Below are 16,967 nucleotides of genomic sequence, written 5' to 3'. Positions count from 1 at the left end.
CAGCCCGTGCGGCCGCTCGCGCCCTGGGGTCCCGGCGGTCCCTGCGGGCCCGGAGGGCCCTGAGGACCGGCGGGCCCCTGCGGGCCGCAGCCCGGATCGCATGCGTCCAGGGCCGGGAACCGGGGACCCCCGGGTACGTTCTGGGCAGGTAATGATGATTCCGTAGGTGGTGGAGTAGACGCTGAGGTCATGTCGCCTCCAGGCGTTTTCGCACCCCTGAGGTGCGGCGGAACGGCTTGACGGGAGCCGAGAGCGAGTGGCCATCCATTTGCCGCCGGAGCCCTGAATCGCGGCCGAGCCTTCGCCTTCCATCCCCCTCCCCGGATATGCCCTGACTTCCATTCGGGGTAACCGCACGCAAGAGTGACGAAAAAAGTAGTATGTGAGGGTGGAATTATTGAATCGGAACAGAATTGATTCCTTTTGATGATTTTCTGGTAGGGGTCGTGATCCCTTTCCGACGTCTGCGTCGGGGTGTTGACAAGTGAAGGCTGCACGGTACGACGAAACTCCCGGTGAACGGGTTCTCGCGGCCGCCGGCACACCAGCCTGCCAGGGGGAGAGTTGACGGACCAGATGGTGCACACACTCTTGGCGGAGGTGTTCGCCCTCAACCAGCAGGTCGGCAAGGTCGACCTGGCGATCGAGGCACGGTTTCGCGAGCACCGCGCTTTCAAGGTGATCACCAGCATGCCGGGCCTGGGCGTCATCCTCGGCGCCGAGCTCCTGGCCGCGACCGGCGGTGACATGACCGCCTTCGGCACCGCAGACCGACTCGTCGGCTTCGGTGGCGCCTTTGGCAGCGCAGCTCCAGGTGGTGCAGGGCGTGGGTCAGGGCGGATTCGAGCAGATTCTCGAAGCTGGGTGCCGGCGGCACCTCTGCGGCATCGTGAGCCCTCCTGATCTCCTCCACCATGCTGAGCGCGATCCGGACGATCCTTTCGTCGTCTGCGGGCGGACTGTCCTGACGGCAGGAGGCCCAGGTCGCCGGGTCGGCGAACTTGCCCTGCAGAACCAGTTCCGGGCCCTGGGCGGTGTCGGTGTCCACCCACACCGCCGGGCAGGTACCTCCACCCGAGTTCGGGTCCGTACCGAAGGAAAGTAACGCCATGATCCCCTTCGCAGCGAGCAGGTTGCGGGAAGTTGCGCAATGCCCGTCCCGCATTGAGGTCTCGGGGAACAGAAGCGCGGACATCCTCCGCGCGGTCTCTATGACACCGGGGCAGGAGCTTTGTCTGCGTCGCGTGGCCACCAGGCCGACGTGAGCGTGGTCGCGCCCACCGGCCCGCTGCTCCCGCGAGCGGGTCCGGGGACGACCAAGGGTGTCAGCGGAAGGTGACCGGCGACAGAGCGGTGGCGTCTTCGGCCTCCACCGGCCTCGAGGGAAAGCGGCTGGAGGACTTGAGTTCGAGAAGAAACCGCACGTCACCCCCGAGGTCATCACGGACCTCGTGTCCCCGACCTGGGTCCGCGAGGGCACGTCCCCTCGGGTTGATCGGGGACTCCGGCACCGGCAAGCCCCATCTGCTGATCGGGATCGGCACCATGATCGCCGAGACCGGACTCTCGGTCCGCTACACGCCCACGAGCGGGCCGGTCAACGAGCTCGCCGAGGCCGATGGCAACCGCCGGCTGTCCTCGGTGATCGCCCGGTCCAGCAAGATCGGTCTCTCTGTCCTGGACGAGTTCGGCTACCTCGACCTGGACTGCAAGGGCGCCTATAGATCGAGTACGCGTCGGGGCGCCACTGCCGTAGTCACCGGGGAGCTGGCCAAGGTGTGCTGGCGGCTGCTCGACGGCCGGGCCCCCTCTCGTCGTGTGTCAGCTGTCCGAGAGGACGTCCGTGACCGTCTCGTGCAGGGGCAGGACGGACGTAAGGCGGGTGAGTTCGAGGATACGTCTGACCTCCGGTTGGATCCCCGCCAACGCGAACCGGTGCCCGGCCTCGGAACGGCGTCGGTGGATGTCGACGAAGGCTCCCAGAGCGCTGGAGTCACAGAAGTCCACATGGGTCAGGTCCAATATCAGCAGCGGTACGTTCCGCATTTCGGTGGTGGTGAGATGGCCCAGCAGTTGGGGCGCGGTGTGGTAGTCGATAGGACCCTCCACGGTGACGACCGCGTGCCGCGGACCGCGGTGCGATGCGAGGGTCAGCGTCGGGCCGGCGGGGAGCAGGCTGTTGGAGTCGACCTGTGGTGCGCTGTCGGTAGGCTTGTGCGCCTCGACGTCGGGGGAGGGGGTCATCGGGGGTAGCTCTCCTGTATCCGGGGCGGAGGGGTGGGCTGGTTGTCCTGGTGCCGGTCGAGGAGCCGACTGGGGTACGTGGTCATCAGGTCTTGACCTCTGCCCACACGACTTTCCCTCCGTCGACCCAGCGGGTGCCCCATCGTGTCGCGATGGCATCGATGAGAAATATGCCCCGATGCCCGAACTCCCCTGGCTGGGAGACGATGAGACGAGGCTCCTCGCGGCTGCTGTCCGTGACCTCCAGGACGACGCGTTCACCAGCTCTCCGCAGCTCCACGCGCAACGGTGTCCTGGCATGGCGGACGGCGTTGGCGACCATCTCGTCCGCGATGAGCATCATGTCGTTCGCCAGACGTTGCAGGCCCCACTCGCGCATGACCTTGGAGACCAGATCGCGGGCATCAGGGACCGCGCTGGAGACCGGCGGGTAGTCACGTACGACCCCCACCACCTCATGCGACGCGTCCTCCGGCCGGTGCAGGTACAACATGGCGATATCGTCGTCGTGCTGACCGCCGGCCAACGCGTCCAGCCAGGAGTCGCAGTCCGCCTCGATCTCACCCACGGGCCCGCCCAGCAACTCCCGCAGGTGCCGCAACCCGTCGTCGATGGGGCGCCCACGCCGTTCGACCAAGCCGTCGGTGTACAGGAGCAGCCGTGATCCGGGCGGCAGAGACACCTCCTGCTCCGCATAACGCTGCCTGCCCACTCCCAATGGCGGTCCGACCGTCTCGTCCAGGAACGTCACGCCACCTGCCGGATCGCGCCGGGCCGGCGGCAAGTGCCCTGCGACGGCGGCCCGCAACCGGTCCCGGCGCGTGTCGAGCACCGCGTACACGCAGGTGGCGATGGAGCCGGGGGCGATGGCGTCCACCAGCACGCTCAGCTGCTCCAGCACGTCGGCGGGAGCCAGACCGAGCTGTGCGTAGGCCCGGCAGGCGGTGCGGATCTGGCCCATGACCGCTGCCGCCCTGACCCCCTTGCCCATCACGTCACCGACGACCAGTGCCACTTCGCCGTCCGGGAGCGGTATGAGGTCCACCCAGTCACCGCCGGCCCCGCGGTCCCGTGCGGCGGGCAGGTACCGTGACGTGCTGGCGATTCCCTCGACGTGCGGCAGCGCGGGCAGCAGGTGGCGTTGGAGTTCTGCGGTCGCCTCCCGCTCCTGGCGGTACGTCTGCGCGTTCTGCAGCGCCACGGCGGTCTGCGCGGCGAGGCCGGTGACCAGACGTTCGTGTCGCTGCGTGAAGACCCCCCGCTCAGGATGGCCGAAGAAGAACCCGCCGAGCACCGTCCCCCGGGACATCACCGGAACGGCCAGATAACTGCGCACCGGGAGGTGCCCCTCCGGCATGCCGTGGTGCGGTGCGTTGTGCCCATAGCGCGGATCCGCGGTGATGTCCCCGGATCTCACTACGCCGAGGCCCCGGAAGGTCTGCTCGAACACCTGGGTGTTGCGCGGCATAGGGAACTTCTCGAAGGCCGACCGGTCGACACCGGAGATCACATAGAGCAGATACGACTCCCCGGTCTCGCCCAAGACGTTGTAGAAGAACGCGCCGAACGCTGCCCCGGCCAGGCGGGTAGCGGCGTCGACCGCGCGCTGGACCAGCGCGTCAAGGTCAAGTTCCGCCGCCAGGACACTGCCGACCTCCTGCAGCAGCTCGACGATCAACGCCTCCTCGCGCAGCTCCCGCTCCCGCTGCTCCAGCTCCCGCTGAGAGCGGCGCAGCTCCGTCGTGGCAGAACTCAACTCGGCCACGACCGTCTGAAGATGCCCGGCCCGCTGTTCGACCAGGTGTTCCATGCTCTCCAGGACGGAGCGAGCCGCCTCCGCCTCTACGGTGGACGACGGCTGGCCAGAGGACAAGAGCGCCAGGCGCGTGCTGCTGGTGACGGTGCGGAACATCGCGGCGACCTCGGCGGACAGCGGAACACGGAAGAACAGCACCACCGCGAACCATTTGCCCGGCGACAGGCTTGCCCCGAAGGCCAGTGCGGAACGGACCTCCTGCCCCGGGAGGAGTTCCTCCACCCCCTCCATCTGACAACCGGAGAGGTGCACGACCTCGACGTCGCTCAAAGGGGGCGCAACCGCGTTCACGTCCTCCGTCGTAACTCCCAGCCGCTCGAGCAGCCGGTACACCGGCGGTGCCTCTTCAAAGGCGCCGGACGACAGCACGGGCGCGTCCGGCGGAGCGGAACCCCCCACGTCGGGCAAGCGGGCGTACGGGCCGCGGAATCCAGCCAGGACCCGACGCCGTGGGCGCTCAGCTGCTGCGGGAACGGCGTCGCATGGCCCGTCGAGGAAGACACCCGCCGCAGCACAAGCACGTACGCCACACTCGTCGACCAGGCTGTCGTAGAAGAAGTCGGCGATGATTTGCGCCGCCGCGTCCGGTGACGGAGCACCGCTAATTGCCGCCCGCAAGCGGGCAGTACATCGGACTGTCTCGCTGAGACCGAAGGCCGACAGGTTGAACCGGACGTCCTGCACGCTGTGCACACCTCGATAACTAAGGAGAGAGCCATGGACGAACACCATGGGCGTCACAAGATTAGCCGTGGCCGATTCTGGTTCGATCGTGATCCGTGCTGCCATCCCCGTACCCGGTCGTCGCGTGCGGATGCGGCGCGGACCGTGCTCAGCAGCGCAAGGCGGTGAGCGGGCGAGCTTCACCGCCTGGGCGGCATCGGGCGCCGCTCACCGCGGTCCGCCCTCGGGAGATGACGGCGGGGCTTCGCGAGGCGATGGGCGACGTCAGCCGCGCTCAGGCATAGTGGCCAACTCCACGTACCCCGCCCCATGACGAGCCCAACGAGCCAGCACCACATAGGACACGGTCTAGTACTCCAGTCATATTTCGTGTCCTGAGCTGGTACTTTTCTGGTAATGACATCGCTGGGCGATGGCTTGGTGGCGTCTGCGCCAGTGGGACCATCTCAGGGCCTGCTGGGACTGGTTGAGATCGGGTCTGGGGTGGGGCAGGAGAGTGTCCAGGAGCCGCCGGATTTCTGCCACGGTGAGGGAGATGAGCCTGGTCGGTTCGTTTCTGCGCTTTCCCGGTAGGCGGCTTGGGCGGCCAAGGCGGTGAGGAAGGCGTGGGCGAGCATGGCCAGGGTGATGTGCCGATACCAGCCCGGATAGCGGCGCTTTGAGATGTCGAGCGGGCGAGGTCCTGCAGGCCGCGTTCGAGACACTCATCAGCGTGCAAGCGGCCGAAGCCGCGAACGACTGCTGCTCGATGGCCTGCAATCTCTACTCGTTCATCGGGTACGCACAGCAGCCGCGTTCCCGGAGAAGGTCGGTGGTGAGTACCAGGGGGCGGCCTTCCGCCTCACACAAGGCCTGGAAGCCGGTGTCACCCGGATCAGCGTCGGCCCGGACGGCGCCCTCTACGCGGGCGGGCTGGGTGCGGGCGGCAACTGGGGCCAGGAGGGCAAGCTCAGCCACGGTCTGCAGAAGCTGACACCGAACGGCACCGACGCCTTCGACATCCGCGCCATGCGCGCCGTCCCGGGCGGCTTCGAGCTGGAGTACACCCAGCCGGTGCCGACGGAGACCGCGGCCAGCCTGGCCGGACGCTACAAGATCAAGCAGTGGCGCTACGTGCCGACCGCGGCGTACGGCGGCCCCAAGGTCGACGAGGAGATCCTCACCGCAGTCGGCCACCCTCTCCACCGACCGAAAGACGGTCCGCTGACGATCCCCGGACTCAAGGCCGACCGAGTCGTCAATGTGTGCTCGGTCCGTCCTTTCAGCGCGACGGACGGCAAACAGCTCTGGAGCACCGAAGCCCGGTACACGATGAACCAGTTGCCCGGAGTGAATTCCCGGACCGGCGAAATGAAGAGGGTCGACGGCAAGTGCCTGGACGGGGACAACAGCAGTACTGCCGACGGAACGAAAATTCAACTGTGCAACTGCAACGGCACCGCGGGCCCAGAAATGGGCGGTTACCGGTGACGGAATCGTGCGCGCCCAGGGCAAGTGCCTGGACGTCGACAACGCCGGCACAGCCGACGGCACGAAGGTGCAGCTCTACGGTGCAACGGCAGTGCGGCCCAGACCTGGCAGCCCCAGGTCGACGGCACTCTGCGCAACCCGCGGTCCGGCAAGTGCCTCGACGCGTCCGGAGGCGCCTGGAACGACGGCACACCGGTCCACCTGTGGGCCTGCCACACCGGTCCCAACCAGAAATGGGCACTGCCGTAGCACAGCGGGCCTACGCATCACCGGTGAGACGTGACCCATGGGGCGAGGGCCGGAGTACACATCCCCGGCCCTCGCTTCGGGTGCCGCCCCCGGCCGTGAAAAGAGGTAGGGCCGTCTTCGGTGATTCCGGCAGTATGGCGGCATGACAGCAACAAGCAGAGGCGGGTGCTCGGTGCGCCCTGCGCGCCCGTCGGATGAACAGGCGCTGTGCCGCATCGACTCGATCGCCGCCGACGGTGACGCCGACCGGCGGGCGAGCATACGTAGCTGGTGCGAGAACGGTGCGACAAGTGTCGCGGAAGACGAGTGCGGCACGGTGGGGTACTGCGTGGTGGAGTACACGTTCTTCGGGCATGGCTTCGTCGTCATGCTCATGGTTGATTCATCGGCCCGCCGACGCGGGGTGGGACGCCTTCTGCTGGATGCGGCTGTGGATTCCTGCACGACGGAAAAGTTGTTCACCTCGACCAACGTCTCGAACCGATCGATGCAGGGGCTGTTGGAGCGCGCCGGCTGGCGTCCGGTCGGTCTTCTTCACGGCCTCGACTACGACGACCCGGAGCTGTTCCATCTCGGCCGCGTCGCGGCTGAGCACCGCACCCAGTGACAGCGGAGCGGTCCCTGGCGCGGTGCGGCACCTGCGTTTGGAGGACAGGGGTATGTGGCCTGATGTACTACAACGACGAAGTCACAGCAAGAAGCGTGTAACTTACCGACTCGCCTTGCGTTAATGTTGCTAATGTGACGCGAAGACTTGCTTTGGTAGCCAAAAAAGTGGGAGTGAGCGAGGCCACGGTCAGCCGGGTCCTCAACGGTAAGCCCGGGGTCTCGGCGACCACTCGCCAGTCCGTGCTGAGCGCGCTGGACGTCCTTGGCTACGAGCGACCGACGCAGCTGCGCGGCGAGCGGGCCAGGCTGGTCGGGCTGGTGCTGCCAGAGTTGCAGAACCCCATCTTTCCTGCCTTCGCCGAGGTCATCGGCGGTTCTCTGGCCCAGCAGGGGCTCACGCCGGTGCTCTGCACGCAGACCAAGGGCGGCGTTTCGGAAGCCGACTACGTCGACTTGCTCCTGCAACAACAGGTGTCGGGCGTGATCTTCGCCGGAGGTCTCTTTGCCCAGGCCGACGCGCCGCACGAGCATTATCGGCAGTTGGCCAAGCGCAACATCCCCGTCGTGCTCATCAACGCTCCCGTTGACGAACTCGACTTCCCTTGCGTCTCCTGCGACGACATAGCAGCCGTGGAGCAGGCATGGCGTCACCTTTCCTCCCTGGGACATGTACGCATCGGCCTGGTCCTGGGTCCCGGGGACCATATTCCCTCGCGCCGGAAGCTGACCGCGGCGCACACGGCCGCAGCAGCGGCGGGGATGACGCTGCCCGAAGAGTTCGTGGAGCGCTCGATGTTCTCACTCGAGGGGGGACAGGCGGCTGCGGGCCGCCTGTGGGACCGGGGGGTAACGGGGATTATCTGCGCGAGTGACCCATTGGCGCTGGGCGCCACCAGAGCTGCTCGCCGCCGTGGACTCGCCGTCCCCGGGGACGTGTCCGTGCTCGGGTTCGACGACTCGGCCTTCATGAACTGCACCGAGCCGCCGTTGTCCACCGTGCGGCAGCCCATCGAGGCTATGGGGCGCGCCGCAGTGGAACTTCTGTGCGCGCAGATCCAAGGGGCACAGGCGCAGCCCGGTGAACTGCTCTTCGAGCCGGAACTCGTCGTGCGGGGTTCAACCGCACCACCCCGCAGTATGTGATCCTCGCCTGCCTGCGGTCTGGCCCTCGTCCCGCACGAGGTCTGGCCCCGCAATTGGCGCCCGCCAGGGCCAGACCGGACGGTCTGGCCCTGTTCTGAGTTCGGGTGGACTTGAGCAGCCGAGGTTGTGCAGTCGCCGACGCCAGTTGTGCAGCGCGGTGCGACATAGCGGGCGGGAGCCCTGCGACTACATTGCCGCGATAGCGGGATGTATCGATCGGCCATCCGACGACAGTGAGGCCCGTCGGGTCATCGGCCGTCCCTCTCGTGCCGCCCCTCTAGATGCAGGAGGCACGGAGTGGGCTCGGTACGGCAAACGGGACGGGTGCGCCGAGGTCTGCGCGTTCCGGTGCGCCTCGACCGGTGGCGCCTCGCCCCGGAGAGGTGGCGAGGCCGTCACCCCAGCCCCGGCCGAGGCCGCCCGGCGCAGGCGTAGGTAACGCCCGCACCACGTCTTGGTGCCGCGGCAGGCGGACGCTCCCAACACGCTGTGGTGTCCGCCCCGTTGACAAAGTGGTCACCTGGCGGAAACCTGTCACCTGGCCATCGCAAAAGATTGACTGAGCTACTCAAAAAGCTTTGCTAGCGCACGGATATTCTCCAGATGCGTGTGGAAGGTGTCATGCGAGTGCTCTGTCACGTTCGCCCGCTGCATCCGCCCCCCACTTCCGTCCTCCTGTTTCCGGCGCTGACCGCGCCGGGGCAGGGGGAGGGGCACGGACGGATGCTCTGGTGAGGAATCAAGAGGACTTCATGCGATCGAGACATCAGAGACGACGAGTGATCGTCGGTTCCGTACTGGCGGGGGTGATAGGGGTCGGGATCCTTCCCGCCCCCGCCCACGCAGCCGAGAGCGCCAATCTGGCTCTCGGCAAGCCCGCCCGAGCAGGCGGTACGAACGGAAGTTACGTCGCCGGTAACGTGACGGACGGAAGCCAGGCCTCCTACTGGGAGGGCCCGGGCGGAGCGTTCCCGCAGTGGGTGCAGGTCGACCTGGGGGCGAGCACCGAGGTCGACCGGGTCGCCCTCAAGCTGCCCGCCTCCTGGGGCTCCCGCGTCCAGACCCTGAGCGTGCTGGGCAGCACGGACGGATCCTCGTTCGCCGCACTCGCCGGCTCCGGCCCCCGCACCTTCGACCCCGCGGCCGCGAACACCGTCAGCATCCCCGTAGCCGAGACGACGGCACGCTACGTCCGTGTGCAGGTGGCCGCCAACTCCGAGTGGAACGCGGCTCAGCTCTCCGAACTGGAGGTTTTCGGCGAGGCTGACGACGGCGGTCCGGTCGACCCCACGCCCACCGGCACCAACCTGGCCCGGAACAAGCCGATCGAGGCGTCTTCGTTCACGCAGTCGTACGTGGCGGCCAACGCCAACGACGACAGCCCCGCGACCTATTGGGAGTCCTCCGCCCTCCCCGCCACCCTGACCGCGAAGCTCGGCGCCAACGCGGAGATCAACGCCGTCAAGGTCAAGCTCAACCCGGACCAGGCATGGGGGCCGCGGACCCAAGCCATCGAGGTGCTGGGCCGCGAGCAGTCGGCCACCGGATTCGCGTCGCTCAAGGCCCGAGCCGACTACCGCTTCAGTCCGTCATCGGGCGAGAACACCATCACCATCCCGGTCACCGGCCGGTACGCCGACGTACAGCTGAAGATCTCGAGCAACAGCGGCGCTCCGGGCGCGCAGGTCGCCGAGTTCCAGGTGCTGGGCACCGCCGCTCCGAACCCGGACCTCACGGTGACCGACCTCGTGTGGACTCCGGCCTCACCCTCCGAGACGGACCCCGTCGAGGTCAGCGCCACCGTCCGCAACGCTGGTACCGCCGCGTCGCCCGCGACGTCGGTCAACGTGAGTCTCGAAGGCGCCGTGGCCGGCACCGCGCCGGTCGGCGCGCTCCAGCCGGGCGCGTCCACCACGGTCAAGGTCGCTGTCGGCAAGAAGGCGGAGGGCAGCTACACCGTGTCCGCCGTCGTCGACCCGGCGGGGTCCGTCGTCGAGCAGGACGACACCAACAACAGCCGGACCGGCTCCTCCAAGCTGGTCGTCGGCCAGGCCCCCGGCCCCGACCTCACGGTCACCGCGATCACTCCGAACCCGGCCGCTCCGGCGGTCGGCACCGACGTCTCCTTCACCGCCACGGTCAACAACCGGGGCACCAGCGGAGTCACGGCCGGGACCATCACGCGTCTGACCGCGGGTACCACCACCCTGAACGGGACGACTCCCGCGGTAGCCGCCGGCAAGTCGGTCACCGTTCCGCTCTCCGGGACCTGGAAAGCCGCGAGCGGAGGAGTCACCCTCACCGCTACGGCCGACGCCACCACGACGGTCGCCGAGACCAATGAGGGCAATAACGTCTTCAGCCGCTCGCTGGTCGTGGGCCGCGGTGCCGCCGTGCCCTACACCGAGTACGAGGCGGAGGACGCCCGCTACGAGGGCACCCTGCTGACCGCCGACGCGAAGCGGACCTTCGGGCACACCAACTTCGCCACCGAGTCCTCCGGCCGCAAGTCGGTCCGGCTGAACTCCAGTGGACAGTTCGTGGAGTTCACCTCGACCAACGCGTCCAACTCCATCGTGGTGCGCAACTCCATTCCGGACGCCCCGTCCGGCGGCGGAGCCCAGGCCACCATCAGCCTATACGCGAACGACGTCTTCGTCCGCAAGCTGGACCTCTCGTCGAAGCACAGTTGGCTCTACGGGAAAACCGACGACCCGGAAGGCCTGTCGAACACCCCGGGCGCCGACGCGCGCCGACTGTTCGACGAGTCGCACGCGCTGCTGGCCAAGAGCTACCCGGCGGGCACCAAGTTCCGGCTGCAGCGGGACGCGGGTGACACCGCGTCCTTCTACATCATCGACCTGATCGACCTTGAACAGGTGGCGCCCCCGACCTCCCAGCCGGCCGGCTGCGTCTCCATCACCAACTACGGTGCGGTGCCCAACGACGGAATCGACGACACCGACGCCATCCAGCGCGCGGTGACCGCCGACCAGAAGGGTGAGATCTCCTGCGTGTGGATCCCGGCGGGCCAGTGGCGCCAGGAGCAGAAGATCCTGACCGACGACCCGCTGAACCGCGGGATCTACAACACGGTCGGTATCCGTGACGTGACGATCCGCGGCGCCGGCATGTGGCACTCCCAGCTCTACACCCTGACCCCGCCGCACCAGGCGGGCGGCATCAATCACCCGCACGAGGGCAACTTCGGCTTCGACATCGACCACAACACCCAGATCTCCGACATCGCGATCTTCGGGTCGGGCACGATCCGCGGCAACAACGCAAACGAAGAGGGCGGCGTCGGCCTCAACGGCCGCTTCGGCAAGGGCACGAAGATCAGCAACGTGTGGATCGAGCACGCCAACGTCGGTGTCTGGGCGGGCCGTGACTACACCAACATCCCCGAGCTGTGGGGACCGGGTGACGGCGTGGAATTCAACGGCATGCGGGTCCGCAACACCTACGCCGACGGCATCAACTTCGCCAACGGCACCCGCAACTCCACCGTCTACAACTCGTCCTTCCGCAACAACGGTGACGACGCGCTGGCCGTCTGGGCCAGCAAGTACGTCAAGGACACCTCGGTGGACGTCGGTTCCAACAACAACTTCCGCAACAACACGATCCAGCTGCCCTGGCGGGCCAACGGCATCGCGATCTACGGCGGCTTCGGCAACAAGATCGAGAACAACATCATCGCCGACACCATGAACTACCCCGGCATCATGCTGGCGACCGACCACGACCCGCTGCCCTTCTCGGGGCAGACCCTCATCTCCAACAACGCCCTGTACCGCACGGGCGGCGCGTTCTGGAACGAGGACCAGGAGTTCGGCGCCATCACCCTGTTCCCGCAGGGCCATCCCATCCCGGGCGTCACCATTCAGGACACCGACATCATCGATTCGACCTACGACGGCATCCAGTTCAAGACGGGTGGCGGCGAAATGCCGAACGTCAAGATCACCAACGTGCGCATCGACAAGTCGAACAACGGCTCCGGCATCCTCGCCATGGGCGGCGCCCGCGGCAGCGCCACCCTGTCCAACGTGACGATCACCAACTCCGCCCAGGGCAACATCCTGGTCGAACCCGGCTCCCAGTTCGTCATCAACAACCCGTAGCACCGCCCCGGCGTCCTCGACGCCAGGGCAACGGGGCCGGCCACGGCGCTGGCCGGCCCCTCTCCAGCACAGAACCACCCCGTCGGCCCCCGCGAGCGGGGCCGTAAGCATGCCCGCCTGCGGCCAGTTCGTCGCTGAGTAAGGCAACTGTTTCCTGAAGTGGACGAGTTGCCTAGTGTCTGCAACTCTTCCACCGTTTGCGGTAAGCAAGCGACAAGGATCCGAGTCCAGGCACCTTCGACGAGCCGCGTCGCGCAGTCTGTGGGCGCGATACCGAGACAGAGGACAGATGAGACTTGACTGGAGATCACGGGGCATGAGCGCCGTGATTGTGACGAGCCTCCTGGCGCTGGGCGGTCCTCTCATGACCGCTCACGCCGCCGGAGGACCCAACATCGCGGTGGGCGATCCCGCGAAGGCGAGCAGCGCCTTGCCCGAGTACGGGGCCGGGAACGCCACGGACGGGAACCAGGGAACGTACTGGCAGAGCTCCGGATCGAGCCTCCCGCAGTGGGTGCAGGCCGATCTCGGTTCGAGCACGCGGATCGACGAGGTCGTCCTGAAGCTCCCCGCTGGCTGGGAGAGCCGTGAGCAGACCCTGTCCGTCCAGGGCAGCGCCGACGGCACCAGCTTCACCACGCTCAAGAGCTCGGCCAGGTACTCCTTCACCCCGGCTGCCGGCAACACCGTCACGGTGAGCTTCCCGGCCGCCCAGGCGCGCTTCGTACGCATCGACATCACCGCCAACACCGGCTGGCAGGCGGCCCAGCTCTCCGAGCTGGAAGTGCACGGCGCCGAGGGGAGTTCGGGGAACCTCGCCGCCGGCAGGACCCTCACCGCGAGCAGCCACACCGAGGTCTACGCGGCCGGCAACGCCAACGACGCCAACAACGCGACTTACTGGGAGAGCCGGAACGGCGACCTGCCCCAGTGGCTGCGAGCCGACCTGGGCTCCTCCGTCCGCGTCGACCGCGTCGTACTGCGCCTGCCCGACGGCTGGGCCGCGCGCAGCCAGACGCTCAAGATCCAGAGCAGCGCAAACGGCACGGACTTCACCGATCTCACGGCATCCAAGGCCTACGAGTTCACCCCCTCGGCCCAGAACACGGTGACGATCCCGTTCGGAACCGCCACCGCCCGGTACGTACGGGTCCTGGTCACCGCGAACACCTCCCAGCCGGCCGCGCAGCTCTCCGAGTTCGAGGTCTACGGTCCCGGCACCGGCGACACCCAGGCGCCGACGGCCCCCGCGAACCTGGCGTTCACCGAGCCTTCGGCGGGTCAGGTGAAACTGACCTGGACGGCCGCCACCGACAACACGGGCGTCACCGGCTACGACATCTACGCCAACAACACGCTGCTGACGAGCGTGGCGGGCGGCGTCACCACCTACACGGACAACCGCCCCGCGAACCAGACGGTGACCTACTACGTCCGCGCCAAGGACGCCGCCGGCAACCAGTCGGCCAACAGCGAGACGGTCACCCGGCGGGCCGACACGGGCGACACCCAGGCGCCGACGGTCCCGGGGAACCTGGCGTTCACCGAGCCTTCGGCGGGTCAGGTGAAACTGACCTGGACGGCCGCCACCGACAACACGGGCGTCACCGGCTACGACATCTACGCCAACAACACGCTGCGCGGCAGTGTGGCAGGCAACGTCACCACCTACACCGACACCCTTGCGGCCTCCGCCACCGTCACCTATCACGTGCGCGCCAAGGACGCTGCCGGCAACCGCTCGGGCGACAGCAACAGCGTCACCCGCAACGGCAGCGGCTCCACGGGCTCCAACCTCGCCGTCGGCAAGGCGATCGCCGCCTCTTCCTCGGTGCACAGCTTCGTCGCCGCGAACGCCAACGACAACAGCACCAGTACCTATTGGGAGGGCGCGGGCGGCAGCTACCCCCAGACCCTCACCGTCAAGCTCGGCTCCAACGCCGACCTCGACCGGCTCGTCCTGAAGCTCGACCCGGCCACTGCCTGGGGCGCCCGGAACCAGACCATCGAGGTCTTCGGCCGCGAGCAGAGCGCCTCCGGCTTCACCAGTCTCACCGCCGCCAAGAGCTACGCGTTCGACCCGGCAGCGGGGAACACGGTGTCCGTCCCGGTCACCGCGCGCGTCGCCGACGTCCAGCTGAAGTTCACCGCCAACAGCGGCTCTCCCGCAGGCCAGCTCGCGGAGTTCCAGGTCATCGGCGTGCCCGCGCCCAACCCGGACCTGGAGGTGACCGGCCTGACCACGACGCCGGACGCCCCGGTCGAGTCCGACGAGATCACCGTCAAGGCCACAGTCCGCAACAGCGGCCCGGCCGCGGCCCCGGCCAGTGCCGTCGCGCTGCGTCTGGGCGGCACCAAGGTCGCCACCGCCCAGGTCGGCGCCCTCGCGGCCGGAGCACAGACCACGGTCAGTGGATCCATAGGCGTCCGGGACGCGGGCTCGTACCAACTCAGCGCGGTCGTGGACGACGCGAACGCGGTCATCGAGCAGAACGAGACCAACAACACCTACACGCGTCCGAGCGCCCTGGTCGTCAAGCCGGTCGAAAGCTCCGACCTGATCGCGACCTCGGTGACGACCTCGCCGTCCAGTCCGGCCGCCGGTGACACGGTCACCTTCAAGGCCGCGGTGAAGAACCAGGGTACGCAGGCGAGCGCCGCGGGCAGCCACGGAGTCTCCCTCACCGTGGTCGACGCCAAGGGCGACACGGTCAAGACGCTGACCGGCGTGCACTCCGGAACCATCGCGGCAGGCGCCACCGCCGAGGTGAACCTGGGCACGTGGACCGCGGCCAACGGCTCGTACACCGTGAAGACGGTGATCGCGGCCGACGCCAACGAACTGCCGGTCAAGCGCGGCAACAACACCTCCAGCCAGCCGCTGTTCGTCGGGCGCGGCGCGAACATGCCCTACACGATGTACGAGGCGGAGGACGGCAACCCGGGCGGTGGCGCGAACGTCGCCGGCCCCAACCGCACCGTCGGCGACATCGCCGGCGAGGCATCCGGCCGCAAGGCGGTCAATCTGGACGCGACGGGCGAGTACGTCGAGTTCACCGCCCGCGCGGCGACCAACACCCTGGTCACCCGCTTCTCCCTGCCGGACGCCCCTGGTGGCGGCGGCATCGACTCCTCGATCAACGTCTACGTCGACGGGGTCTTCAAGAAGGCGCTTCCACTGACGTCGAAGTACGCCTGGCTGTACGGTGCGGAGACCCAGCCCGAGAACGCCCCGTCGGCCGGTGGTCCGCGCCACATCTACGACGAGGCTCATCTGCTCCTCGGTGAGACCGTCCCGGCGGGCAGCAAGATCCGCCTCCAGAAGGACGCCGCCAACAGCGCCGCGAACTACGCGATCGACTTCGTCAACCTGGAGCAGGTGGCCCCGGCCGCCAACCCCGACCCGGCCGCGTACGCCGTACCCACCGGCTTCGGCCAGCAGGACGTCCAGAACGCCCTGGACAGGGTCCGCATGGACTCCACCGGCAAACTCGTCGGCGTCTACCTGCCCCCGGGCGACTACGCGACGTCGAGCAAGTTCCAGGTCTACGGCAAGCCCGTCCAGGTCGTCGGCGCCGGTCCCTGGTTCACCAAGTTCCACGCTCCCGCCTCGCAGAACAACACCGACGTCGGCTTCCGTGCCGAGGCCGCCGCGAAGGGGTCCTCGTTCCGCGACTTCGCCTTCTTCGGCAACTACACCTCGCGCATCGACGGCCCGGGTAAGGTCTTCGACTTCGCCAACGTGAGCGACATGGAGATCGACAACATCTGGACCGAGCACATGGTCTGCCTCTACTGGGGTGCCAACACGGACCGGATCACCATCAAGAACTCGCGCATCCGCAACATGTTCGCCGACGGCGTCAACATGACCAACGGCTCGACCGACAACCACGTCGTCAACAACGACGCCCGCGCCACGGGCGACGACAGCTTCGCCCTGTTCTCCGCGATCGACGCCGGCGGCGCCGACATGAAGAACAACGTCTACGAGAACCTCACCAGCACCCTGACCTGGAGGGCGGCGGGGGTGGCCGTCTACGGCGGCTACGACAACACCTTCCGCAACATCCACATCGCCGACACCCTGGTCTACTCGGGCGTGACCGTCTCCTCGCTGGACTTCGGCTACGCGATGAACGGGTTCGGCGCCGAGCCGACCACCCTGGAGAACATCTCCATCGTGCGGGCCGGCGGTCACTTCTGGGGCAACCAGACCTTCCCCGGGATGTGGCTCTTCTCCGCCTCCAAGGTGTTCCAGGGCATCCGGGTGAACAACGTCGACATCATCGAGCCGACCTACAGCGGCATCATGTTCCAGACGCAGTACGTCGGCGGCCAGCCCCAGTTCCCGATCAAGGACACCATCCTCACGGACATCTCGATCACCGGAGCCCGCAAGAGCGGCGATGCCTGGGACGCCAAGTCCGGCTTCGGCCTCTGGGCCAACGAGCTGCCCGAGGCGGGGCAGGGCCCCGCCGTCGGTGAGGTGACCTTCAACGGTCTGCGCATGGACGGCAACGCCGTCGACGTTCGCAACACCACCTCCACCTTCAAGATCAACATCAACCCGTAGGCACTGCCCTCCGCCTCCCGTGGAGGCGAACCGTCGGCGCAGGTCCCAC

At 67.6% G+C, this 16,967-nt stretch carries 7 protein-coding genes and 4 pseudogenes; 8 read left to right on the top strand and 3 right to left on the bottom strand.

The window, feature by feature from the left end:
* The first annotated feature begins 564 nt into the window (after positions 1–564).
* Together ABZ371_RS15250 and ABZ371_RS15245 are read left to right on the top strand one after the other, a co-directional pair.
* A complete protein-coding gene (locus ABZ371_RS15250; RefSeq protein ID WP_358678804.1) occupies positions 565–903 on the top strand; it encodes a transposase in 339 nt (112 codons plus the stop codon).
* A 432-nt stretch (positions 904–1,335) separates the two neighbouring features.
* Positions 1,336–1,707: pseudogene (locus ABZ371_RS15245) on the top strand (ATP-binding protein); the annotation flags it as partial.
* A gap of 114 nt (positions 1,708–1,821) precedes the next feature.
* Here ABZ371_RS15245 and ABZ371_RS15240 read toward each other — a convergent pair.
* The 3 genes and pseudogenes from ABZ371_RS15240 to ABZ371_RS15230 form a co-directional block, all read right to left on the bottom strand.
* Positions 1,822–2,244, bottom strand: coding sequence for an STAS domain-containing protein (locus ABZ371_RS15240; RefSeq protein ID WP_358678801.1), 423 nt, complete (start codon positions 2,242–2,244; stop codon positions 1,822–1,824).
* Positions 2,245–2,329: 85 nt separating this feature from the next.
* On the bottom strand, positions 2,330–4,849 hold the full coding sequence (locus ABZ371_RS15235; RefSeq protein ID WP_358678798.1) for a SpoIIE family protein phosphatase: 2,520 nt from the start codon (positions 4,847–4,849) through the stop codon (positions 2,330–2,332).
* A gap of 341 nt (positions 4,850–5,190) precedes the next feature.
* A pseudogene (locus ABZ371_RS15230) lies at positions 5,191–5,400 on the bottom strand (IS701 family transposase); the annotation flags it as partial.
* 136 nt (positions 5,401–5,536) lie between these two features.
* Between ABZ371_RS15230 and ABZ371_RS15225 the strand changes: the two are divergent.
* The 6 genes and pseudogenes from ABZ371_RS15225 to ABZ371_RS15200 all read left to right on the top strand — a co-directional run.
* Positions 5,537–6,073: pseudogene (locus tag ABZ371_RS15225) on the top strand (hypothetical protein); the annotation flags it as partial.
* Positions 6,074–6,082: 9 nt separating this feature from the next.
* Positions 6,083–6,463: pseudogene (locus ABZ371_RS15220) on the top strand (ricin-type beta-trefoil lectin domain protein); the annotation flags it as partial.
* Between the two features lie 142 nt (positions 6,464–6,605).
* Positions 6,606–7,070: a GNAT family N-acetyltransferase gene (locus tag ABZ371_RS15215; protein ID WP_358678795.1), complete on the top strand. Its 465-nt coding sequence runs from the start codon at positions 6,606–6,608 to the stop codon at positions 7,068–7,070.
* Between the two features lie 134 nt (positions 7,071–7,204).
* Positions 7,205–8,215 carry a LacI family DNA-binding transcriptional regulator gene (locus ABZ371_RS15210; protein ID WP_358678792.1) on the top strand — a complete coding sequence of 337 codons (1,011 nt, stop codon included), beginning with the start codon at positions 7,205–7,207 and terminating at the stop codon, positions 8,213–8,215.
* 752 nt (positions 8,216–8,967) lie between these two features.
* Positions 8,968–12,342: a CARDB domain-containing protein gene (locus ABZ371_RS15205; RefSeq protein WP_358678789.1), complete on the top strand. Its 3,375-nt coding sequence runs from the start codon at positions 8,968–8,970 to the stop codon at positions 12,340–12,342.
* Positions 12,343–12,631: 289 nt separating this feature from the next.
* Positions 12,632–16,918, top strand: a complete 4,287-nt coding sequence (locus ABZ371_RS15200; RefSeq protein ID WP_358678786.1) for a discoidin domain-containing protein — start codon at positions 12,632–12,634, stop codon at positions 16,916–16,918.
* Positions 16,919–16,967 lie beyond the last annotated feature (49 nt).

This window comes from Streptomyces sp. NPDC005899 (genome assembly GCF_040629645.1).
Classification (GTDB): domain Bacteria; phylum Actinomycetota; class Actinomycetes; order Streptomycetales; family Streptomycetaceae; genus Streptomyces.
The sequence above is the reverse complement of the archived record's forward strand: the minus strand, read 5'-3'. Positions and strand labels throughout refer to the sequence as shown.

What these genes read in the sequence shown, in the direction of transcription:
- ABZ371_RS15240 (WP_358678801.1), bottom strand. Translation starts at nt 2,244, where the DNA reads ATGACCCCCTCCCCCGACGTCGAGGCGCACAAGCCTACCGACAGCGCA.
- ABZ371_RS15235 (WP_358678798.1), bottom strand. Translation starts at nt 4,849, where the DNA reads ATGGCAGCACGGATCACGATCGAACCAGAATCGGCCACGGCTAATCTT.
- ABZ371_RS15215 (WP_358678795.1), top strand. Translation starts at nt 6,606, where the DNA reads ATGACAGCAACAAGCAGAGGCGGGTGCTCGGTGCGCCCTGCGCGCCCG.
- ABZ371_RS15205 (WP_358678789.1), top strand. Translation starts at nt 8,968, where the DNA reads ATGCGATCGAGACATCAGAGACGACGAGTGATCGTCGGTTCCGTACTG.
- ABZ371_RS15200 (WP_358678786.1), top strand. Translation starts at nt 12,632, where the DNA reads ATGAGACTTGACTGGAGATCACGGGGCATGAGCGCCGTGATTGTGACG.